At 63.5% G+C, this 21,440-nt stretch carries 16 protein-coding genes; 7 read left to right on the forward strand and 9 right to left on the reverse strand.

The genetic code is table 11. The annotated features are described in order from the left end of the window. Positions 1-12 precede the first annotated feature (12 nt). Positions 13-1,449 (reverse strand): APC family permease, encoded by a 1,437-nt coding sequence (locus GA615_RS04450; protein ID WP_152050046.1) that lies wholly within the window; start codon positions 1,447-1,449, stop codon positions 13-15. Beyond that, on the reverse strand, positions 1,449-2,177 hold the full coding sequence (locus GA615_RS04455) for a class I SAM-dependent methyltransferase (protein WP_161602168.1): 729 nt from the start codon (positions 2,175-2,177) through the stop codon (positions 1,449-1,451). The genes GA615_RS04450 and GA615_RS04455 overlap by 1 nt, the downstream gene beginning before the upstream one ends. 212 nt (positions 2,178-2,389) lie before the next feature. Here GA615_RS04455 and GA615_RS04460 point away from each other — a divergent pair, with 212 nt between their 5' ends. From GA615_RS04460 to GA615_RS04475, 4 genes are all read left to right on the forward strand, one after another. Beyond that, positions 2,390-3,778 (forward strand): Gfo/Idh/MocA family protein, encoded by a 1,389-nt coding sequence (locus GA615_RS04460; RefSeq protein WP_152050048.1) that lies wholly within the window; start codon positions 2,390-2,392, stop codon positions 3,776-3,778. A gap of 390 nt (positions 3,779-4,168) precedes the next feature. Next, a complete protein-coding gene (locus tag GA615_RS04465; protein WP_152050049.1) occupies positions 4,169-4,969 on the forward strand; it encodes a CAP domain-containing protein in 801 nt (266 codons plus the stop codon). 424 nt (positions 4,970-5,393) lie between these two features. After that, positions 5,394-5,714 (forward strand): Rieske (2Fe-2S) protein, encoded by a 321-nt coding sequence (locus GA615_RS04470; protein WP_152050050.1) that lies wholly within the window; start codon positions 5,394-5,396, stop codon positions 5,712-5,714. Positions 5,715-5,834: 120 nt separating this feature from the next. Then, a complete protein-coding gene (locus tag GA615_RS04475; RefSeq protein WP_152050051.1) occupies positions 5,835-6,836 on the forward strand; it encodes a quinone oxidoreductase family protein in 1,002 nt (333 codons plus the stop codon). A 42-nt stretch (positions 6,837-6,878) separates the two neighbouring features. Here GA615_RS04475 and GA615_RS04480 read toward each other — a convergent pair whose 3' ends face one another. The 4 genes from GA615_RS04480 to GA615_RS04495 form a co-directional block, all read right to left on the reverse strand. Further along, positions 6,879-7,568, reverse strand: a complete 690-nt coding sequence (locus GA615_RS04480; protein ID WP_152050052.1) for a class I SAM-dependent methyltransferase — start codon at positions 7,566-7,568, stop codon at positions 6,879-6,881. A gap of 16 nt (positions 7,569-7,584) precedes the next feature. Next, positions 7,585-10,230 carry an amino acid adenylation domain-containing protein gene (locus GA615_RS04485; RefSeq protein WP_152050053.1) on the reverse strand — a complete coding sequence of 882 codons (2,646 nt, stop codon included), beginning with the start codon at positions 10,228-10,230 and terminating at the stop codon, positions 7,585-7,587. A 174-nt stretch (positions 10,231-10,404) separates the two neighbouring features. Then, positions 10,405-12,081 (reverse strand): energy-dependent translational throttle protein EttA, encoded by a 1,677-nt coding sequence (ettA, locus tag GA615_RS04490; protein WP_152050054.1) that lies wholly within the window; start codon positions 12,079-12,081, stop codon positions 10,405-10,407. Between the two features lie 169 nt (positions 12,082-12,250). Further along, positions 12,251-13,579 (reverse strand): metal-dependent hydrolase family protein, encoded by a 1,329-nt coding sequence (locus GA615_RS04495; protein ID WP_152050055.1) that lies wholly within the window; start codon positions 13,577-13,579, stop codon positions 12,251-12,253. A 255-nt stretch (positions 13,580-13,834) separates the two neighbouring features. Here GA615_RS04495 and hisS point away from each other — a divergent pair, with 255 nt between their 5' ends. The 3 genes from hisS to hisG all read left to right on the forward strand — a co-directional run bounded on the left by hisS (position 13,835) and on the right by hisG (position 17,589). Beyond that, positions 13,835-15,229 carry a histidine--tRNA ligase gene (gene hisS / locus GA615_RS04500; RefSeq protein WP_152050056.1) on the forward strand — a complete coding sequence of 465 codons (1,395 nt, stop codon included), beginning with the start codon at positions 13,835-13,837 and terminating at the stop codon, positions 15,227-15,229. A 66-nt stretch (positions 15,230-15,295) separates the two neighbouring features. Continuing rightward, on the forward strand, positions 15,296-16,543 hold the full coding sequence (locus GA615_RS04505; protein ID WP_152050057.1) for an ATP phosphoribosyltransferase regulatory subunit: 1,248 nt from the start codon (positions 15,296-15,298) through the stop codon (positions 16,541-16,543). After that, the gene (hisG, locus tag GA615_RS04510; protein ID WP_152050058.1) at positions 16,540-17,589 is read left to right on the forward strand and encodes an ATP phosphoribosyltransferase; all 1,050 of its coding nucleotides are present in this window, start codon (positions 16,540-16,542) and stop codon (positions 17,587-17,589) included. The genes GA615_RS04505 and hisG overlap by 4 nt, the downstream gene beginning before the upstream one ends. On the opposite strand, the gene GA615_RS04515 is transcribed toward hisG, so the two are convergent. From GA615_RS04515 to GA615_RS04525, 3 genes are all read right to left on the reverse strand, one after another. Further along, a complete protein-coding gene (locus tag GA615_RS04515; protein WP_152050059.1) occupies positions 17,574-19,241 on the reverse strand; it encodes an N-acyl-D-amino-acid deacylase family protein in 1,668 nt (555 codons plus the stop codon). The genes hisG and GA615_RS04515 overlap by 16 nt on opposite strands. 73 nt (positions 19,242-19,314) lie before the next feature. Further along, complete coding sequence (locus GA615_RS04520) at positions 19,315-20,265, reverse strand: ABC transporter permease (RefSeq protein ID WP_152050060.1); 951 nt, start codon at positions 20,263-20,265, stop codon at positions 19,315-19,317. Beyond that, a complete protein-coding gene (locus tag GA615_RS04525) occupies positions 20,252-21,253 on the reverse strand; it encodes an ABC transporter ATP-binding protein (protein WP_152050061.1) in 1,002 nt (333 codons plus the stop codon). Before GA615_RS04525 ends, GA615_RS04520 begins: the two co-directional genes overlap by 14 nt. Positions 21,254-21,440: the final 187 nt, after the last annotated feature.

The following is a 21,440-nucleotide window of genomic DNA, read 5'->3' on the forward strand; positions in this document are numbered from 1 at the left end:
TCGCGGCTCGGCTCAGGACGACGCCGAAGCGGAGCCTCGTCGGTGTGACAGCCATCGCCAGCCGTAGAAAAATGGCACACCGACGGCGATACTCGCGAGCGCCGCGATCGCTTCTTGCGGCTTCTCGATGCAGACCGCGATGGTCAATGACGAGGTCGCCGTCAGATAAATCGCCGGGACGACCGGATAGCCAGGCGTCCGGAACGGCCGGTGGAGGTCTGGTTGGCGGATCCGGAGCGCATAGACGGACGTGATCGTCAGCATCGAGAACAGCGCAAGGCCAACCCCCGCGTAAATGATGATTTGCTGAAACGTCCCGGTCCAGAGCAGGATGAGCGACCAGGAGATCTGCATCGCGGTCGCCACGGCCGGAGTCTGAGCGGTCCCGGTGAGTCGGGCAGCCACAGCGGGGAACTGACCGGCCCGCGCCATCGCATAGGCCACCCGAGGCCCGGTGAGGATGAAGGCGCTGAGCGAGGCGAGCAATGTCAGGCCGATGACTACCGACAGGGCCGCCCCGATCCGGGGGCCAAAGAGTCGGGTCGAGGCAATCTCTGCGATCGGGGCCAGGCGACTCATCGGGCTGGGATCGCCCGCGGCCTCGGCCTGGGAAACGACCTCCGCCAGGTCGCTGGGCGTCACGGCGAGGGCATAGAAGAGGTTCATCGCCAGGTAGAGCACGACCACGCCGGCGATCCCCAGGAAGATCGCCTGGGGGAGCCTCCGCTGGGGATTTTCGACCTCTCCGGCGAGGTAGGCCGCCGCGTTCCATCCCGTATAGGAATAGTACACATAAACGAGCGATGCAAACGCGGCGAGGACCAGGCTCCGATCGACCTGATCGACGGCCGGGGCATCGGCCAGGTTTTCCCAGCGTCCCCATCCCGCGGCAATCCCGGCGATCGCCAGGGTGGAGAGCAGGCCGATCTTGACGATCGTGGCAGCCCCATGCACGCCAACCGATCCTGTTCGGGTCCGGCCGTGCAGATGCCCGAACAACAGGATCAAGCCGGTCGCCACCAGTCTCCGGCCGATCAGGGCCGTCTCCTCATCAAGCCCGAGCGGTCGGAGCAGGTACTCCCCGGCCGCGACCGAGGTCGCCGCGATCGGCGCTCCGAAGCCGATTAGAAAGGAGACCCATCCCGAGAGGAAGGCCGCCAGCGGACCATACGCCTCAAACAGGAAGACATAATCGCCCCCTGATCGAGGGATGGCCGCCGCCAGCTCGGAAAGCGACAGCGCGCCGCAGAGGGCGATCACCGCGCCGACCACCCAGAGGCCGAGCATCCAGGCGTTACTCCCCACCGCAAACGACGTATAGCCCGACGTCGTCAGCACTCCCGTGCCGACCATGCTCGAGACCACGACAAAGGTCGCCGTGGTCAGGCCATACGAGGTGGGCAGTTCCTTCGGGGCTTCGGTCGGTGAGTGCTCGTCAGGGGCAGCCATCAGCGACGGGTCTCCGGAGTCGAGCCCGTCTGCTGGCCCTCTCGGACGAAGATGGTCATGAAGTTTTCCTCGAAGGGGGGAAGGTCGATTTCTTCCATGTCGATCGGCCGAAAGCCTGCCGAGGAGATTTCCTGGATAAAGGTCTGGGCGTCGGCTCGGACGTGTTCCATGATGAAGGGCGAGCTGACCCCTTCGCGACGGTCAAAATCAATGACCACTAGCCGGGCACCCGGCTTCATGCTCCGATGGATCGAACCGAGGACGGCGGGCGGGTTTTCGAAGTGGTGGTAGGTGTCGCAGATGAACACCAGGTCGAGCGTCTCGGGCGGCAACTGGGTCGAGTCCTGGGTTCCGAGGACTGTGCAGACGTTGACGAGTGCTTGCTGCTGAGCCCGCCTGGCAATGAAGTTGAGAAAGTTCGGGGAGATGTCCACCGCAAAAACGGCCCCCTGCGCTCCCACGGCCTCGGCCATCGGAATCGTGTAGAGTCCGGTCCCTGCCCCCACGTCGGCGACGCGCATTCCGGGTTGAATCTTGAGAATCTTCAGCACCTCGTCCCGCAGCGTGGCGACCTCGCGCGACTCACTCTCGAAGCGCTCGACATACTGATCCACATCGGGATTGCGGAACGACTCGTTCAGTTCCGGTGGTGCGCCGGGCTTGTCCTGGGCTTCCGCGGTAACTGCAACGGAACCGATAAGCAGTGTGAGGGCGAGGAATCGAGTCATGAGGGCCTCGGGCGTTCCCATTCGGGCCAATGGGTGTGGAATGATCCGCGTGCGGAGTTCCGTTCTAGCCGAGGCCCCGGCGGACTGTCCAGCGGTTGACGCTCCCGAGGACCTGGCAGTGGGCGGTTGTTGCCGGCGCGAAGGCTCACTAATCTTTCAAGAATCGGGACCGTCCCCCGACTGCCTTGTTTTGAAGATGGAGCCAACCGCCAATGAGAACGAACATGAATCGTCGCGGCTTCCTGGGTGCCGGGGCAGCAACCCTCGGCTACTTCTACTCGGCCCCGGCCTACTCAGCCGCCCGCATGGGCCGCAAGCCGAACGAGACGCTCCGCTTCGCCGGCATCGGCGTGGGCGGGAAAGGAAGCAGCGACATTGACCAGGCCGGCAACCTCGGCGAGATCGTCGCGCTTTGCGACATCGACGAAGGCCACCTGGCCCCGAAAATCGCCAAGTGGCCCTCGGCGAAGGTCTTCTACGACTTCCGAGAGCTGCTTGACACGATGGAAAAGGAGATCGACGCCGTCACCGTCAGCACTCCGGACCACACCCACGCCCTGCCGTCGGTCACGGCCATCCGCATGGGCAAGCACGTCTACTGCCAGAAGCCCCTGACGCAGACCGTCTTCGAGTCTCGCGTGCTGAAGGAAGAAGCCCGCAAGTACGGCGTCTGCACCCAGATGGGGAACCAGGGGTCGGCCGAGGACGGGCTCCGACGCGCCGTCGAGCTGATCCAGGACGGACTCATCGGCCCGGTCACCGAGGTCCACGTCTGGACCAACCGGCCCGTCTGGCCCCAGGCCCCGACCATCACCGCCCGCCCGGACAAGGCCGACGTCTGGCCCGACGGCATCCACTGGGATCAGTTCATCGGCGGCGCTCCGCTGCGGCCGTTCGTGGAGAAGGTCTACCACCCGTTCAACTGGCGAGGCTGGTGGGACTACGGCACCGGCGCCATCGGCGACATGGCCTGCCACACGGCCAACATGGCCTTCCGAGCCCTGAAACTGGCCCACCCGGTCGCCATCTCGGCCGAGAACGGTGAGCTGAACCCCGAGACCTTCCCCGCCTGGGCCCGCGTGAACATCGAGTTCCCCGCCCGAGGCGACATGCCCCCCGTGACCCTGACCTGGTACGAAGGCCGTCTGGACGGCGAACTCGTCCTGCCGCCGAAGGAGCTGCAAGCCAAGATCCTCTCGCCAGGCGAAAAACTGCCCGGCAGCGGCTCGATCCTCGTCGGCGAGAAGGGGATTCTCTATTCGCCGAACGACTACGGCGCCCGCTACCGCCTCCACCCGGAGGCCCTCGCCGAAGGCAAGAACCTCGAAACCCCCGAACGCCTGCCCAGCAATAACCGAGGCGACCAGGGCATGAAGAACGAGTGGGTCGAGGCCATCAAGGCCGGGAAACCCGAGATTGCCTACTCGAACTTCGATGAGGCCAGCCTGCTGACCGAGGCCTTCCTGCTCGGCAACGTCGCCATCCGAACCGGCAAGCGCCTGGAATGGGACGGCCCGGGGATGCAGGTCACTAACTATCCCGAAGCCAACAAACTGATCCAGACCGAGTACCGCCGCGGCTGGGAAGTGACCCGCTCGTAACACGCGAGCTTCACCACATCTAATTGCTCTTGTCGGCCCAATCACGGGCCGACAAGAGCGAATGACCAAGAATCGACGAACAACTACAATCGAACACGTTTTCTCTTCTGCAAAAAATTAAATACATACACAACACCACTCACGAATCCCACTTGCCAAGTCGCCCAATTCTGCCAGATCATCGGGCGTTACTATAATAAGCGAATTCTCTCCGGTGGGGATAATTCCTCTTGCAACGAAGGGGAGCGTATCGTCATCCTTTTCGGATCGCCGTGGCGAAAGTGGCGGGGTTTGACCGAAGGACAATCCCGCCCCGATGTCCAAACGTGAGCGTCAGGGAGTGTCCCGCCGCCACGGCGAAGTACGGAGACCCGAGAGAATTACCACACGATGATTGTTTTCAACCGCGTCCCTGTTCGAACGTCCGCCGTGCTTGGTCTGGCTCTGGCCATCACGGGATTTGCTCCTCGATCCGCTATGGCCTCGGCTGACCCCGTCTGGGGACTGCTCACGACCTTGATTCGAGGGGTCGTTCCCGACGAACCGACGGCCCTCTCCGACGAAACCCTCCTGAACGAGTTGACGCGAGACGAGAACGACCTGCGACGAGTGATCGACGAAGGGGTTACACTCGCTCAGCAGCCGGTCCAGATGCAACCCGCCCAGACGTATCAGGTCCAACCGACCCAGCCCACCTACACGCCGCAATATTACTACTACTACCCCGCTCCGGCCCCGGTCGCGGGCTATCAGACCGTTCAGAACACGGTGAATGCCGCCGTGACCTACTGGACCGGCCAGCAGCCCATGCAGGCCGCCCCCGCGGCCCCTCAGCCGGCTGCCGCTCCGGCCGCCGCCGCGCCTGCTGCCCCGGCTACGACCCAGGGTGATCCGCACGGATTTACGGCCTGGCTCAACGGCATCCGAAGCCAGTACGGCCTGGCCCCGGTCGCTTACGACGAAAACCTGTCGGCGTGGGCAAACATGAACAATGCCCAGCAAAACAGTCGCGGCCTGGGCCACCACGTCATGGGGCCAGCTCGCCGACAAAACAGCGCCATGGGATCGGCCGCCAGCATCGGCGCTCAGTGGCTCGCCTCTCCTCCTCACGCCGCCGCCTTGCTCGATCCGTCGATCCGGATGATCGGGATCGCGGGAATGGGGGCGTACTGGACCTTCAACGCCTACTGAGCACGCCCTCACCATTGAGGCAACCGTGAAAGACAACCGCGATCGAGAGTCTTCCAACTCTCGCGTCGTGGCTGACCGGGACACAGGGACGCGTCCCGGTTCTTGCCGAAATCGCTCCCTCCTTGCAGGGAGACACGCCTCCCTCACGAGCCTTCCCCCCGCGCGTTGCCTGCCGCTTTGACGCGACGCCATCCCTTGACCTTCCGGCTGGGACTCGGCAACGGTAACTCGCCGACGCGCGTCGATCACCTCAAGAACCCGGCCCCTCACCAACCACTTCTGAATCCGCGGAAGGCCAAGGGTTTCACCCCGACCGACTCGACCGCTATGATGGTGAATCGGTCGCCCGCAAGGGGCGACGCCGTCTCCCCATGACACGGGGACGGAATCCATCCGTTGAATCGTCCGGATCTGGAGGCCGCTGGTGTCGACCGAAGACGAGCGTTTTCATACGGTCGCGAAAGTTGGAGAGATCCCTGAAGGTCAGGGGCGAGCATTCGATGTGGACGGGGTCATGGTCGCGGTCTTCCTCGACGGAGGGCAATACTACGCGATTGAGGACTACTGCCCCCACCAGGGAGCCCCGCTGAGTGACGGAATCGTCTACGATAAATCGGTCACCTGCACCTGGCACGGCTGGCGATTCGACCTTCAAGACGGCCGCCACCTCGAAGGATCTCGATCCCGGGTGCCAACCTTCCCGGTACGGGTCGTCGGCGATGAAATCCAGGTGAACATCGACTGATCCTCTCATCGGAAACGCATATCCGATCGGTGGTTGCGCTCCGGTCCCGTCGGGTTGCCGGAGTCCGGAATCACCCGAAGACGGTGCCACCAGCCCACCCCAGCCACGGGAGCCGCTCCCATGCGAGCCGCCTATATCGAGTCGCACGGTGAAGCCTCGACCATCAAAGTCGGGGAGCTTCCAACCCCCACGCCGGGACCTGGCGAGGTGCTCGTCCGGGTCGGCGCGGCAGCCATCAACCCAATTGATCTGTACCTGCGATCAGGTCGGGTCGCCATGCCGATGAGCTTCCCTTACGTGGTCGGCACCGATGTCGCCGGGACTGTTGAGGCGGTCGGTCCCGAGGTGACTCGATTTCGTCCCGGAGATCGTGTCTGGGGGTCGAATCAAGGGCTCCTCGGCCGCCAGGGGTCGGTGGCCGAGTACGTCTGCTCCGATGAACGATGGCTCTATTCGACCCCCCCCAAGCTGTCCGACGCCGAAGCCGCGTCGATGGCCCTGGTCGGAATCACCGCTCACCTCGGTCTGTTCGAGCGAGGGCACCTGAAGCCCCACGAAACTGTTTATGTGTCGGGGGGCGGCGGTGGGGTCGGCTCAATGGTCATTCAGATGGCCAAGGCCACCGGAGCCCGGGTCGCCACAACCGCCGGGCATGAGCCCACCCTCGAACTCTGTCGATCGCTCGGCGCCGATCTCGTCCTCAACTACAAGACCGACGATGTGCCCGCCCGCCTCCGCGAGTGGTCCGAGGACGGCATCGACCTCTGGTACGAGACCCAGCGCGATCCCGACCTGATGACCATCGTCCCCCTGCTCCGCAAGCGAGGACGAGCCGTCCTCATGGCCGGTCGGGACGCCACCCCAAGCTTCCCCCTGGGCTCCTTCTATCCACGCAACTGCTCGATCCTTGGTTTCGCCATGTTCAATTATGAACCTGACGATCAGCTTACCTGTGCCGAGAACATGATTCGCTGGATTTCTCACGACCGACTCCGGCCGATCGTCGGCCGCACCTTCACGCTCGACCAGGCCGCCGAGGCCCAGCAATTCCTCGAAGACAACACCGTCGCAGGGGCGGGCACCCTCGTGGGGAAGGTCGTGATTACGATCAACAACGCTTGACCATTTCAATCAAGCTAATGACGATTGCCTTCGGCATTCGCGTCATTGCGGTTCGATCGCCTGATCAATCCGAACTGCCTCGATCGCCTGAAAACTGACCGGGCCAAACGGGAGGACACGGAAGTCCTTCACCGATTGGCACCGCAGCCCCGCCTCGTCAAAATAGCGCCGGTAGTCGTAGATCGGATGGAGCGGGACCAACCCCATCGCCCAGTACAACGCGATGCCAACCCCGTTGTAGGCTCGATGAATCGCTCGATGCACAAGCGGTCCCGAGGGGACCGCGACATCGGCAATCAACAGCCTTCCCCCCGGCCGAACCAGGCTGGCCAGGTGGCGGAGCATCCGACGCATCGGGCCGCGCTCAAAGCAATTCAAGAAGAAGTTCGCGGCTACCACGTCGTAAGCTCCCTTGCGGTCGTGGTCGAACACATCGCCGCGAATGAACTCGGCCGTATGCCCCGCGCGCTCAACCTTCGATCGAGCGCGGCGCAACATGCGATCCGAGAGGTCGATACAGGTCAGTTCCACATCTCGGGAGGCCGCAAGGACGGCATCCTCGCCTGCCCCCACTCCCACATACAGCACTCGATCGCCACGGTTCAGGAACTCCAGTTGCGATGCCTTGGCCGCCTCGATCTGACCGAGCGAATACAACCGCGCCAGCGGTTCATAAAACCAGGCAGTGCGGTCGAAGCCACCCGAGGGTCTCTCGGAAGCCGAGGAGGACATCGCGCGTGATCCCTTCTCAAGACGAGTGACGATCGAAGGATATCTCGATTGACGAAGGACCAACCCGATCGGCGATTGCCCGAGCCAGTGCGTCCACGTGAGGCGGTCGCATCATCGTCAGGTGATTCCCGGGAACAGTTGCGATGTCCAGATCATCACTCAGCCGTCTCCACTCATCGAGCGGATCTCGACGCCGATTGGCGAGGTAATCCTCGGCCATCAGCAGGGAAATCCGACCTCCCGAGTACGGTTCGGGCCGGTACGAATAAAGGGCCTCGACGTTGGCCATGAAGACCTCGAAAATCCGCCGAATTTGCCGCTCCGAAGCTCCCGGAGGAACAATCTTCGAGGCTTCGGCATGGCGGCGAAATTCCGGGAAAATTCCATCGCGCCTGGCTCCGAGAAACTGAAACAGGGGGGTTTCACTCGGAATCAAGGCCCTGAGAATGGCGAACGAATGCAGGAATCCGGCGTCGATCAGGAGGAGTCGCTCGGGGGGATTTCCCTCCTCCGCCAGCCGTCTCGCCATTTCATAAGCAACCACTCCACCGAACGACCAACCGCACAATCGAATCGAGCCCCGGGGCTGGACCGCGGCAATGGCCTCAAGGTAAGCGTCCGCCATCGCCTCAACCGAGGTCATCGGGGTTCGATCATCGTCGACTCCCGGCGCCTGGAGCCCGAAGAGTGGCTGATCCTGCCCGAGCGCGCGAACCAGGTCGACATAGCAAAGAATGTTCCCGCCTCCAGGGTGGATACAATACAAGGGCGGACGATTCCCTCCGTCCTGAATCGGGACCAAAGGGGACCAGTCATCCGGAGATCGTCGATGCGACAGGGCTTCCGCGAGACCAGCCACGGTTGGACGCTGCATCATGGCGGCAATCGAGAGCGCCACCCCGGACTCCCGATGAAGCCGACTCAGCAGATCCATGGCCGCGAGCGAATCGCCACCAATCTCGAAGAAGTCGTCGTGGATCTCGACCTCGCGATCGAACAGGTCCTTCCAGACCCTCGCCACCAGCAACTCCCTTGGATCTCTTGGGGCCGACGGGAGAGTCCGTTCTTCCTCGGGTCGCGCCCTCCTCGGCCGATCGCGCACGGAATCGAGCAAGGCGCGATGGTCAAGTTTTCCGTGATCCGTCCGAGGAAGGTCGTTCACCAGGCTCATTCGACCCGGCATCAAATGAATCGGAACATTCGCGCGCAAGTGCGCTCGGAGGTCGTCCAATGAAAGCTGACCGACGGACTCGGGAACGATGAAGGCGGCAAGGCGTCGGTCGGCCCCTTGTCCTTCGGGCAAAACCGCCGCGGCCCTCACCTGGGGATGGCGTTCGAGAACGTCCCGAACCTCGGACGGCTCAATCCGAATGCCTCGGATCTTCACCTGTTCATCCAGGCGTCCCAGAAACTCAAAATGGCCATCGTGACGTTGCCGCACCCGATCTCCCGTGCGGTACAACCGTCGTGCCGATCCCTCCTCGTTGCGGTGAACCACAAACCGCTCGGTTGTGAGTTCCGGTCGGCGGAGGTAGCCCTCGGCCAGCGAGGGCCCCCCCAGAAAAAGCTCTCCCTCCTCGCCATCGGGCACCGGTCGACCCGAATCATCAAGAATCAAAGCCTCGACATAGGCCAGAGGTTTCCCAATCGGAGGGGCCGGCTGAGGACCTTCCGGACACGGATAGAGCGAGGCACACACGGTCGCTTCGGTCGGGCCGTAGGCGTTGATCAACCGACGGCCCACCGACCATTCCGACGCCAGCGACGCCGGGCACGCCTCTCCCGCAACGACCAACGTGCGCAGATCCGGATAGTCTCCCCGAGGCAAGAGCCCGAGGACCGTCGGCGGCAAGGTCACCACGGCAATCCGCCGATCGCGGAGGGTCTGGGCCAGGGCATCGCCGGGCACGAGGTCTTCGGCCTCGGCCACGCAGACCGTCCCCCCCGCAAGGAGCGTGACGAAAACCTCGCTGATCATCGCATCGAACCCGAGCGCCGCGAATTGCAGCACGCGTGTTCCCTCGCCAATGCCGAAGGCCGGGGCCTGGGCCTCGTAGAGCGGACCGATGCCCCGATGGGTTAGCAGCGCCGCCTTCGGCCGGCCGGTCGATCCGGACGTGTAAATGGCGTAGGCGAGATCATCGACCCTGCCCGGCTTCAACTCCAGTGCGGAAGGCTCAGCAACCCGTTCCAGATCGTCGAGCGTGACCACGCTCGCCCCGGAAACCGGCAGGTTCGGAGCAATCTCGGCGGACGACACTACGAGTGGAACGTCGGCATCTTTCAGGACAAACGCTTGCCGGGCCGTTGGGTAATCGGGATCGATCGGCAGAAACGCCCCTCCCGCTTTCATCACTGCGAGCATTGCGGCAATCGCCTCAACCGACCTCGGCAAGGCCAGGCCGACTAACACACCCGGTCTCACGCCAGATTGGGACAGCGCCAAGGCGAGGCGATCGGTCCACTGATCGAGTTCCGCATACGAGAGTGATCGAGAGCGGCTTTCGACCGCAATCCGAGACGGATTCCCGGCCACTTGGCGGCGAAACAGTGAGGGGGTCCATCCGATTCCGGGGACGGTTGTGGAAGACGCCCGACCCGCATCGGTCCATTTCAGCGCGTTCTGGGGAGCAATCACAGTGGCGATCTCAACAACGCTCAAACGCTCTTCGTTGCGAACACTCGGAAGGCTCACAGTGGAAACCCGCCCTCGCCACGAAAGAGCCGATCCAGAACTTCCAGAATGTTCTAGGCGCTCGCACGCCGAGCGACGAGCCCACCTGCTCAGACCGATCGCAAGCGGGCCTCGTCACCAATCGGGAAGGGCAAAAACCGCTCAGCCTCGGACAAGACTCTTGTACTTGATCCGGTGCGGCTGGTCGGCCTCGATGCCGAGCCGTTCCCGGCGCTGATCGAGATAGGTTTCATAGTTCCCGTCGCACCAAACCACCTGACTATCCCCTTCGAACGCAAGGATATGGGTGGCGATGCGGTCGAGGAACCATCGGTCGTGGCTGATAACCACGGCACAGCCGGAGAAGTCGAGCAAGGCGTCTTCGAGCGCCCGTAACGTATCCACGTCCAGATCGTTCGACGGCTCGTCGAGCAGCAAGAGGTTGCCGCCAGTCGTCAACAGCTTGGCCAGGTGGACCCGATTCCGTTCGCCGCCGGAAAGCCTACCGACCTTCTTCTCCTGATCCGGCCCCCGGAAGTTGAACCAGGAGACATAGGCTCGCGATGGCACCTTTCGCTTGCCCAGCTCGATCTGATCGAGCCCGCCGCTGATCTCCTGAAAGATCGTCTTGTCCGGGTCGAGCGCATCGCGGTTCTGGTCGACGTAGGAGAGCTTGACCGTGTCACCGACCCGGAGCGTCCCGGAGTCGGGTTTCTCCTGGCCAACAATCATGCGGAACAAGGTGGTCTTGCCCGCCCCATTGGGGCCGATCACCCCGACAATGCCACCCGGCGGGAGCCGGAAATTTAGGTTCTCGAACAGGATGCGGTCGCCAAATGCCTTGGAGACCCCTTCGGCCTCGACCACGAGATCCCCCAGGTGAGGCCCCGGGGGGATCTGAATCGTGACCGGCTCGTCCCGGCGTTCGGCCTCCTCGGCCGCCAGTTGCTCGTATCGCTGGATTCGGGCGCGATTCTTGGAGACGCGGGCCCGGGGAGACATCCGGATCCACTCCAGCTCGCGTTCCAGGGTCTTCTTTCGGGAGCGGTCCTGCTTCTCCTCTTTTTCGAGCCGAGCCTGCTTCTGTTCGAGCCAGCCGGTGTAATTGCCCTCGAAGGGGATGCCCCGGCCGCGGTCGAGCTCCAGGATCCACTGCGCGACGTTGTCGAGGAAGTAGCGGTCGTGGGTCACAGCCACGACCATCCCCGGATATTCCTGCAAGGCTCGTTCGAGCCACAGGACGCTGTCGGCGTCAAGGTGGTTCGTCGGCTCGTCGAGCAGGAGGATATCGGGCCGCTGGAGCAAGATCTTGCAGAGCGCGACGCGGCGGCGCTCACCACCCGAGAGGGTCGAGACGTCAGCATCGCTCGGTGGCAGCCGCATGGCATCCATGGCGATTTCGAGGCGGCGGTCCAGTTCCCAGCCGTTCGCGGCCTCGATGCCGTCCTGCACATCGGCCTGTTCGTTGAGCAATGCGTCCATCTCGTCGGCGTCGGGACCTTCTCCAAGGCGCATATTGATTTCATCATACCGCTTGAGCAAGGCCCGGAGCGGAGCAACGGCTTCCTCAACGTTCCCGAGCACATCCTTCTCGGGGTTGAGCATCGGTTCCTGAGACAGGTAGCCGATCGTCGCGCCGGGAGCGGGCCGGGCCACGCCCAGATACTCGGATTCCTCGCCGGCCATGATGCGCAGCAAGGTACTCTTGCCCGCCCCGTTCGGACCGAGGACGCCGATCTTCGCCCCCGGATAGAACATCAAGGTGATGTCCTTCAGGACCTCTTTCTTCCCGTGATTTTTCGACAGACGTTCAATGGAGAAAATGTACTGAGGCGGCATCGACGATCCCAGTTGCAAAGGCTCGACGGAAAGGTGCTTTGCGAGACGAACACACCGGACAGCTTCCAGGTCGCGACGACCCGAGACTATCCGCAAAGACCAATTAGATCGAATCGGCCGTCGCGCCGTAAAGGCCAGTCGGCCGACTCGCCACCAGGTCATCCGCAGCTCAAGACGCCGAACCGATCGCAGCCTCTGGTTCCGTTCCCAGGGAGCGATCGGGCGATCCTCCGGCCAGTCGACCGGCCTTGATCACTCCTCCTTGCATAACGGCCAGGAACCGGGAGCGATCTTCCAGCAGCCGAATGTTGCCGAGCACGTCTCCCTCAACCACCAGCACATCGGCCAGCTTGCCGGGTTCGAGCGTGCCGAACTCGTCGGCTCGGCCCATGATCTCGGCCCCGGTCTTGGTGGCGCAGGTGATCGTTTCCATTGGGGTATACCCAACATGCTCGACGAAGAACGTTAGCTCCTTGGCATAGTCTCCGTGAGGATTCCAGGCGAAACCGTAGTCGCCCCCCATGCCGATCCGCCCGCCGGCCTTGAGGATCATTCGAGCGCTTTCCGCCCCGCCGTCGAGGGTTTCTTGGTGCCCGTCCACCACCGCTTGCGGCATGCCGAGTTCCGGTCCCTTGACGACGCTCGCGTACTCGAATTGCAAGGCCGGCACCACCGGAACGTCACGTTCCAGCAAGAGATCGAGTGCCTCCTGATCCATGAAGGTGCCATGTTCCAGGCAGTCGAACCCTGCCCGGAGGGCGTTCTTGATGCCTTCGGTCGCCCGACAATGGCCGGTGACCTTGCGGCGGTAGTTGTGGGCTTCGGAGACCACGGCCGCCATCTCGTCGAAGGTCATGCAAAGGGTGTGATGATCGGCAGTGTCAGGGGCGGCGGCATCCCCCGTCGGATAGGTCTTGATCCACTCGACCCCATCTTTGACGAGTTTCCGGACCGCCCTGCGTCCTTCCTCGGGACCATTGATCAGGAGGATCAGGCCCTCCATGCCAAGCTTCATGTGATCCGGGTTCCAGTCCATCAGACCGCCCGCGCCGCAGATTTCCCGACCACTGGCCGCCAGTCGAGGGCCGGGAATGAGATCCTCCTCAATCGCTTTCTTCATCCAGACGTCGATATTGTGGAGGCTGCCGCCGCTCCGGGCCGCAGTGTAGCCGCATTCGAGCGCGAGCTTGGCGTTGGCACAGGCGAGAATCGTCACATATTCGACCGGATACTTGATGTCGAGGTCGGCCAGCTCGGCCACATTGAAATAGGTCGGATGAAAGTGGGCCTCGACCAGCCCCGGCATGATCGTGCCGCCTCGGGCGTCGATCCGCTCGGCGTTCGGCGGCGCCAGGTCCGGGGGCATCTTGGCCCGGGGGCCGGCATACGCGATGCGACCGTTTTCGATCACCACCGTGCCATCGGGCACCGCCGGGGCTCCGGTTCCGTCGATGAGCTGCCCGTTTTCAATGACCGTCCAGCCCTGCGCGAGCTTCATCGAAGCGACTCCTGAAGTCGATTCCGGCGAGAACCTCGCCTGAACCCGATCGTGGTGCGCACCGGCACCTCGCGGCCGATGTCTGAACATCCTGGGGACGACCCGCGTTCCTCAGTGTGTCTCGCCCGGCGTCCGGGATCAACGCCCGAGCTTCAAACGTCGAGCAATCTTCGTCCGGTTGGGAATCTCGGGCGCACCTTGCTACAATGCTCGCCATTCGATTGCCGATCTCCGAACCCTCAGGACCTCCGACCGATGATCGATCCCCGCGTTGCCAGCGGGTTGCGGGACATCCCCCCCTCGGCCATGATCCCGCGCGAGCGGATGCTGGAGACCTTGCGCAAGACGTTCGCCTCGTTCGGTTTTGTGCCGATCGAGACGCCCCATATCGAACGCATGGAGGTCCTCACCGGCAAGGGGGCCGGCTCGGACGAAGTCCTCCGGCAGATCTTCGAGGTCACGAACAAAGGGGGCACCCCTGGCGAGCTTGCCCTGCGGTTCGACCTGACCGTCCCTCTTGCCCGGTTCGTCGCCCGGCACGTCGATCAGCTCGGCACTCCGTTCAAGCGCTATGCAATCGGCTCGGTCTTTCGCGGCGAGCGTCCCGCCAAGGGCCGATTCCGGGAGTTCACCCAATGTGATTTCGACACCGTCGGCACCGAGAGCGTCGTGGCCGATGCCGAAACCGCGCAGGTCATCCATGATTCGCTGACAGCCATCGGCCTCGACGGCTTCACCCTCTGCCTGAACAATCGCAAGATCCTCGATGGCCTGCTCGACTCATTCGGCGTCATCGACCGCAAGGCCGCCGTGCTCCGGGCCCTCGACAAGCTCGGCAAGATCGGCCGGGACGGTGTGCTCAGCGAGTTGACCGCCACCGAATCGACCGGCGACTCTCTCTCGGACGATCACGCCCGCTCGCTGCTCGACTTCGTCGAACAGGGCAAAGGCCGCGGTCAGACCGTCCTGCCAATGGCCGAGAGCCGCCTCGGCTCGCACGTGACCGCCGCCGAGGGGATTGCCAACCTCCGTCAGGTGCTTGACTTGCTCGATGCCGCCGGAGTTCCGCAACACCGGCTGACGATCGACCTCGGCCTTGCTCGCGGCCTCGACTATTACACCGGCATCGTCTTCGAAACGACCGTTGACGGCTGGGAACGCTTCGGCTCGATCAGCTCCGGCGGCCGTTACGATGACCTGGCGAGTCTTTATATCAAGCGACGCTTGCCCGGTGTCGGGGCCTCGATCGGCCTCGACCGCCTGATCGCCTTGATGGAAGAAGCGAAGCGGCTCCCCACCTCGGCCACCACGGTTCCGGTCCTCGTCGCCCAGTTCCCAGGGGTCAACCCGAGTACCCCGGTTCGCCTCGCCGCTCGCCTTCGAGCGGCCGGAATCGGGGCCGAGGTTTACCCCGAGCCCATCTCGATCGGCAAGCAGATGGGCTACGGCTCGACCCGAGGCCACACGCTCGCCGTCATCGTCGGCCCCGACGAGGACGCGAAGCAGGTCTTCAACCTCCGCATCCTCGCCACCCGGCACGAAGACAAGGGGCTCGCCTGGTCCACGCTCGAAGACTCGATCCGAAGCGCTCTGGGCATCCTTGAGCAGAACGCATCCCAAGAACCCATCCCGCCCGGCCCCAGAGGTTGATCCGTTTCGTCGTGTTTGCCCTGGCGAACGTTGCAACCTCGACCGATCCCGGACCCCAGACCCGCCATGACCGCCGAACCCTCCGCAACCGTTCCTGACCCGGTGGCTCACCGCGAAGCCCCGATCGCTCAGGTCCGCGGCACCCGGGACTGGATGCCTGGCGATTTCGCCGCCATCGCCCGGCTCGAACGGACCCTGATGGATCACTTCGCCGCGGCCGGTTTCGAAGCGATTCGCACTCCGATCCTCGAAGTCACCGAACTTCATGAGCGCAAAAGCGGCGCCTCGATCGTCTCGAAACTGTTCGAGCTGGCCGACGGACCCGGCCGCCTCTGCCTCCGCCCCGAGTTGACCGCCAGCGTCGTTCGGGCGTACATCGACGCCCCCGAACCCGCTCCCCTTCCCTGGCGCGTCTGCTCCTCCGGCCCCGTCTTCCGGTTCGAACGCGACCCGGGGCCGACCCGCTACCGGGAATTCACTCAGGCCGGGGTCGAACTGCTGGGCGCAGCCGGCCCGGAAGCCGATGCCGAGGTGATCGCCCTGGCAATCGACGCCGCGAAGGCCGTCGGCCTGGACGACGTGACCGTCCGGGTCGGCCATACGGGTTTGATCGTCGAGGTCCTGGAACGCTGCGGACTCCCCACCGCCGCCGTCTCCTCACTGGTTGAGCACTTGAGCGACGCCGCCGCCGAAGGGAGGAATGTTCGGGCCCTGGAATCGGCCCTCGAACGCCTGTCCGGATGGCTCCAGGGTGATGCCGAACAGGAGGCCGAGTCGGTCCTGCCCGCCATCGACCGGGCCGATGATCCCGGCGTCGATCGTCTCTTTCGCCATCTTGTTCCCCGAGTCACCGGACGCCGCACCGGGCACGAGATCGTCGGCCGCTTGCGCAAGAAATGGGCCCTCGGCCATTCGCTCGGCGCGACGCTCGAACGGGTTCGCGACCGCGTCCACGCCCTGGCCGAACTTCGGGGGCCGGCCGTTGAGGTCCTTCAAGGGCTGGAGCAAGGTTACGCGGCGCTGGCCCCCGGCACGATTCGAAGTTTTTACGCCATGCTCGACGTGCTGGAAGCCCGTGGCATCCCTCCCGAACGGATCGAGCTGGACCTGGGCTTCGGACACGGCATCGGGTTTTACTCGCAAATGATTTTTGATCTCTCGATCTCGACCCCCTCCGGTCCCCTGGGCGTCTGCCACGGTGGCCGATACGATGGCCTCGCCCGCGTCCTCGGGAGCGATCGCGACCCCCACGGCGTCGGGTTCGCCTTCGGTGTCGAGCGGCTCTATCACGCGCTGGAGACTCGCTCCCAATGAGCCAGGAGAACGGGAACCCCGCCATCGACCCCATCCGCATCGCCCTCCCCTCGAAAGGGCACCTGTACGAAGGGGCGGTTGATCTGCTCAAGGCCGCCGGCTACAAGGTCCGGCGCGCGAGCGATCGCCAGTACGAGGCAACCATCGGCGGCCACCCGCGCTTTCATGTCGTGTTCATGAGGCCGACCGACATCGTCGTGCAGGTTCAGGAAGGCCGATGCCACCTGGGCGTCACCGGCATGGACGTCTTCGCCGAGCACCAGGACGAAGCCACCGACGCCGTCGTCGTCGAGGCCGACCTTGGTTACGGCGGTTGCCGCCTGGTTGTCGCCGTGCCCGAAAGCTGGATCGACGTGACGCACATGCTCGATCTGGTCGATCTGACCACCGAGTTCAAGGACTCCGGCAAGGCCTTCCGCGTCTCGACCAAGTACGGCACCCTGACCGAGGCCCACTTCCGCCGCTGGGGCATTTATCATTATCAGATCATTCATTCCGACGGCGCACTCGAACTGCACCCGACCCTCGGCATCTCCGACATCATCGTCGACCTGACCAGCTCGGGCACGACCTTGAAGGACAACCGGCTCCGGGAGATCGAGGGGGGCAAGGTCCTCGATTCGGCCTCCTGCCTGATTGGCCACGCGCCGAGCCTCCAGCGCCTGATTGACGAGGGTGACACCGGTCCGCTCGCCCTCCTGCTCGACGGCCTCGACGGGGTCCGGGCCTCGGAAAGTCAGCTCCTGCTCGAAGTCGTCGGCGGCCCCGAGGAAGGGCACCAGGCCGCCGCTGTTTCGGCGTTCCTCGCCCATCAAGGGGCGCAACACGTCGTCCGTGGGGAAGCCTGGGACGAGCGGGGCCGATCCTGCTGGCGCGTGACGGCGCTTGCACCTGCCGGGCGGATCGCCTCGTTCCAACGCGAGCTGATCCGCCTCGGCGCCCGTCGCGTGGTCGGCATGCCCACGCGATTCCTCTTTGATGCCGAAGGCCCGCCGTCTACCTTCGACCGGCTCCGGGAGCAGCTGGCCGCTCAATCCGCCCGGTAGCCCGGCCCCCGGACAATCATCCCCGGCTTGGCCCCGGTGTGGACGCCGTTCCGCACCACGGCCTGGCCGTTGACGAACACGTCTCGAACGCCGACCGAACGCTGGTGCGGTTCCTCGTACGTTGCGCGGTCGATGATCGTCTCCGGATCGAAGATCACCACATCGGCATACATCCCTTCCCGAAGCAATCCCCGGTCCCGGATCGACAGGCGATCGGCCACCGCCGAGGTCATCTTGCGGATCGCGTCCTCCAGCGAAATGACTCCTTCCTCCCGCACATACTTGCCCAGGATCCGCGGGTAGGTCCCGTACGATCGAGGATGCACCAGGCCGGTCGCCTTCTCCGGATCGTGCCCTCCCGCGTCGGTGCCGAACTTCATCCAGGGCTGTTGCATCTGAAGCGCAACGTTTTCCTCACTCATCATGATGTAGATGGTGCTGATTCGTTGTCCTTCGAGGATCAGCAGATCAATGGCCGCATCGATCCAGTCCTTCCCCTGGGCCTTGGCGATCTCCGAGAGCCGCTTGCCGGCAAAGGCTTTCGTTTCCGGCTTGGTCAGGCCGAGCACGATGACGTTCTCCGGCCCGGAAAGCTCGGCAAGGTTCTCCCACTCCGAGGTCGGATTGAGGATCTCCTCCTTGATCTTCGCCCGCATCTCGGGATTGGCGAGATTCTCGTACAGCTTTCCATCGGCCGACGCCCACGGCGGCAGGGCCGCGGTCAGGCCGGTTCCCCCGGCAGTGTACGGGTACATGTTCGCACTGACATCCTGCCCTTCGGCTCGGGCAGCGTTGATCCGCTCAATCGCCCGGATGGCCTTCGGCCAGTTCCGCGTACCAGCGGCCTTCAGGTGGTAGATCTCGACCGGAACCCCTCCCTCGCGGCCGATCCGGATCGCCTCGTCCATCGCTTCGAGAAACTGGTCAGCCTCCGATCGAAGGTGCGTGATATAAACCCCTCCGTAGGGCGCCATCACCTTCGCCAACTCGATCAGGTCTTCCGTCCCGACAAAGCTATCGGGCGGATAGATCAACGCCGACGCCAGACCGAAGGCCCCGCCTTCCATCGCGTCCCGGACCAGGACGCGCATCTGCTCAAGCTCCTCCGCCGTCGGGGGCCCCTGAGTCATCCCCTTGACGTAGCTCCGAACGGACCCCGACCCCACGAACGAGCCGAAGTTGACCGACCCGCCATGCTCCTGCATCGCCTTGAGCCAGCGATCGAAGCCGCCCGGCACGTCGAATTCCTTCAGGTCCTTGCTCGGCGCGTTCGAGGTTCCTTCCCCCATGATCTCGGTCGTCACCCCCTGCGTCACCTTGCCGATCACCCGGCCGTCTCCGGTGAGCAATGCCCCTCGCGAGTGACTCTGGATATCAATAAACCCTGGAGCGATCACCATGCCGGTCGCGTCGATCCGTTCCGTCGCCTCGATGCCGTCGAGCATCCCCGCCGGGGTAATCCGGGCGATCCGGTCCCCCTTCAGCCCGACATCTCCATAAAACCAGGCGTTGCCCGTTCCATCGATCACCCGGCCGTTCTGGAGGATGACATCGTAAGGGAAATCCTCCTTGATTCCTCCTCTCAGCGAACTCGCATCAACGACCAGAAGCGTCAGACCGATAACCCCAAAACACCAAAAACGAACGTTCATGTTTTTCTCCATAAGTCCGCTTCGTTCGTCGACGGGGTTCGATTTCCGGCACCATTGGGCCTGGGCTCGGTGGTTATCCGCCATACGCCCCGTATTGCTTCAAGCCCTTCGTATAGAGCCACCGGCAGAGCACCGCGAAGAAGACGGCCCAGAACAGACCGAGCAGTAACCCCTCGACCAGTTCGCTTCCTTCCATTTTCCCCAGAAAGATCACCGCCGGGAAATACGCCATGTACTGGAAGGGGAGGATCTTCAGCAGGCCCGCCCAGAAGGGAGGGAGGAAGTCGAGCGGCAGCATCTGACCCGAGATGAAGAAGTTCAAGGTCATCACCACCCAGAGAATGGACGTGATTTCCAGGAACCAGAAGCCGACCATCCCTACACTCGCCTCGAAAAAGAAGCCGATCAAAAAGGCGAGCACCAAAGACACCGCGTAGGCCAGCCAGATCATCGGGTCCGTCGGGATGTTGCCGACGAAGAAGGTGTAGCAGATGCCGAACAACACCGCGTACGGCAAGGCCGATCCAATGATATAAGCCGTCTTGTGCGCCATTCGATACGACAGCAGATAGCCGATCAGATCAAGCGGTTGGATCAAATACTTCTTCAGGGTCCCGTCACGGACTTCTCGGGCGATTCCCCCGGCCAGCCCCGGCATGCTGGAGAACATCCGGCTGATGTTCACAATCAGCAAGTAGGCAATCGTCTGTTCGTACGAGAACCCCGCCAGGGTCGACGACCCGGAACCGTCGTAGATCGCGCTCCAGAGCAAGATCGTGGTCAGCGTGGGTAAAAAGCGGAAAAAGGTGGTAATGAGGAAATCGGCGCGATAGGTCATGCGCTCGGCGAGCGAGACGCGATAAATCTTGCCGTACTTCCGCAGCAAAGGGCCCCATCCGTATTGCGGAGGAGCCAGCGGCCCACTGCCAATTCCCGCCAGTTCAGGAGCCGATTCAGTGCCGCCGGAAGCCTGATCGAGTGAGACGGCCTGTTGATTCGACGCGGACGGGTCAGGCGGCGTCATGATCTGCCCCTTCCCGACCTTCCTGGAAGACCCGGGTAATCACCTGTTCAAGAGGCGGGTCTTGCACCACCACATCGGCCACCCGGTAGCGGTCGAGGATCGCGCCGAGGACCTCGGCCACCCGCGACCGATCGACCCGGATCTCGGCCTCTCCTCCTTCGTTCCGGTCAACCTCGCCAAACCGGGAGAGGTCCGACGGCACTTCCCCCTCGGCGAATTCGAGCTTGATGAGCTTCGATTGGCCGAACCGGCTCGACAGGCCCGGCAGGTCGCCATCGTAGATCAAGCGGCCGTGATTGATCACCAGGACCCGATCGCAAAGGGCTTCCACGTCCCTCATGTAGTGCGAGGTCAACAGCATCGTCACCCCTCGCCGGGCATGGTACTCCTTCAGGCAGCGCTGGATGGTGACCTGAGCGACCACGTCGAGTCCAATGGTCGGCTCGTCGAGCAAGAGCAACCGCGGACGGTGCAACAAGGCGGCGATCAACTCCATCTTCATCCGTTCGCCGAGCGACAGTTCCCGGACCGGCTGATGCGTCAGGCGGGCCACGTCGAGCAGGGTCGTCAGCTCGTCGAGCGTCTCCCGGTACTCGGCCAACGGAAGCTGGTAGATCTCTCGGTGGAGGTCGAAGCTGTCCGCCGCGGGCAGGTCCCACCAGAGCTGATTCTTCTGCCCCATCACCAGCGCGAACTGACGGCGGAAGCGATCAACCCGATCCGACGGCGTGAACCCGAGCACCTGAGCTGATCCTCCCGACGGATAGATCAGGCCCGAGAGCATTTTGAGCGTGGTGGTCTTCCCCGCACCGTTCGGACCGAGGAACGCGACCATTTCTCCGGGTTCGATGGCGAACGAGATGGACTCGACCGCCTTCACCTGGCGGTATTCGCGACGGAACAACCCTCGGACCGCGCCGGCCAAACCGTCGCGCTTCTGGAAGACCCGGTAGGTCTTGGTCAGATTTTCGGCCTCAACAATCGGCATGGTGGCGGCAGAACCTCTCGACGCTTCGATCCCGGAACACTGAACCCCATCATTGTAAGGTCGCGACTTCGGAATCAAGTCGAGCCGTCCGGGCCGGGATGAGATCCTGTCTCGAACCTCGTGCCGAGACCAACGAAAACGCCCCGGATCGTGCACCGAAGCACACCATCCAGGGCCTTTCCGCAAA

The organism is Tautonia marina (assembly GCF_009177065.1).
In the GTDB taxonomy this organism is placed as follows: Bacteria; Planctomycetota; Planctomycetia; order Isosphaerales; family Isosphaeraceae; genus Tautonia; species Tautonia marina.

Bases quoted from the DNA above. Each gene is read 5' to 3' on its own strand.
- GA615_RS04450 (WP_152050046.1), bottom strand. From the start codon at position 1,449: ATGGCTGCCCCTGACGAGCACTCACCGACCGAAGCCCCGAAGGAACTG.
- GA615_RS04455 (WP_161602168.1), bottom strand. From the start codon at position 2,177: ATGACTCGATTCCTCGCCCTCACACTGCTTATCGGTTCCGTTGCAGTT.
- GA615_RS04460 (WP_152050048.1), top strand. From the start codon at position 2,390: ATGAGAACGAACATGAATCGTCGCGGCTTCCTGGGTGCCGGGGCAGCA.
- GA615_RS04465 (WP_152050049.1), top strand. From the start codon at position 4,169: ATGATTGTTTTCAACCGCGTCCCTGTTCGAACGTCCGCCGTGCTTGGT.
- GA615_RS04475 (WP_152050051.1), top strand. From the start codon at position 5,835: ATGCGAGCCGCCTATATCGAGTCGCACGGTGAAGCCTCGACCATCAAA.
- GA615_RS04480 (WP_152050052.1), bottom strand. From the start codon at position 7,568: ATGTCCTCCTCGGCTTCCGAGAGACCCTCGGGTGGCTTCGACCGCACT.
- ettA (WP_152050054.1), bottom strand. From the start codon at position 12,081: ATGCCGCCTCAGTACATTTTCTCCATTGAACGTCTGTCGAAAAATCAC.
- GA615_RS04495 (WP_152050055.1), bottom strand. From the start codon at position 13,579: ATGAAGCTCGCGCAGGGCTGGACGGTCATTGAAAACGGGCAGCTCATC.
- hisS (WP_152050056.1), top strand. From the start codon at position 13,835: ATGATCGATCCCCGCGTTGCCAGCGGGTTGCGGGACATCCCCCCCTCG.
- GA615_RS04505 (WP_152050057.1), top strand. From the start codon at position 15,296: ATGACCGCCGAACCCTCCGCAACCGTTCCTGACCCGGTGGCTCACCGC.
- hisG (WP_152050058.1), top strand. From the start codon at position 16,540: ATGAGCCAGGAGAACGGGAACCCCGCCATCGACCCCATCCGCATCGCC.
- GA615_RS04515 (WP_152050059.1), bottom strand. From the start codon at position 19,241: ATGAACGTTCGTTTTTGGTGTTTTGGGGTTATCGGTCTGACGCTTCTG.
- GA615_RS04520 (WP_152050060.1), bottom strand. From the start codon at position 20,265: ATGACGCCGCCTGACCCGTCCGCGTCGAATCAACAGGCCGTCTCACTC.
- GA615_RS04525 (WP_152050061.1), bottom strand. From the start codon at position 21,253: ATGCCGATTGTTGAGGCCGAAAATCTGACCAAGACCTACCGGGTCTTC.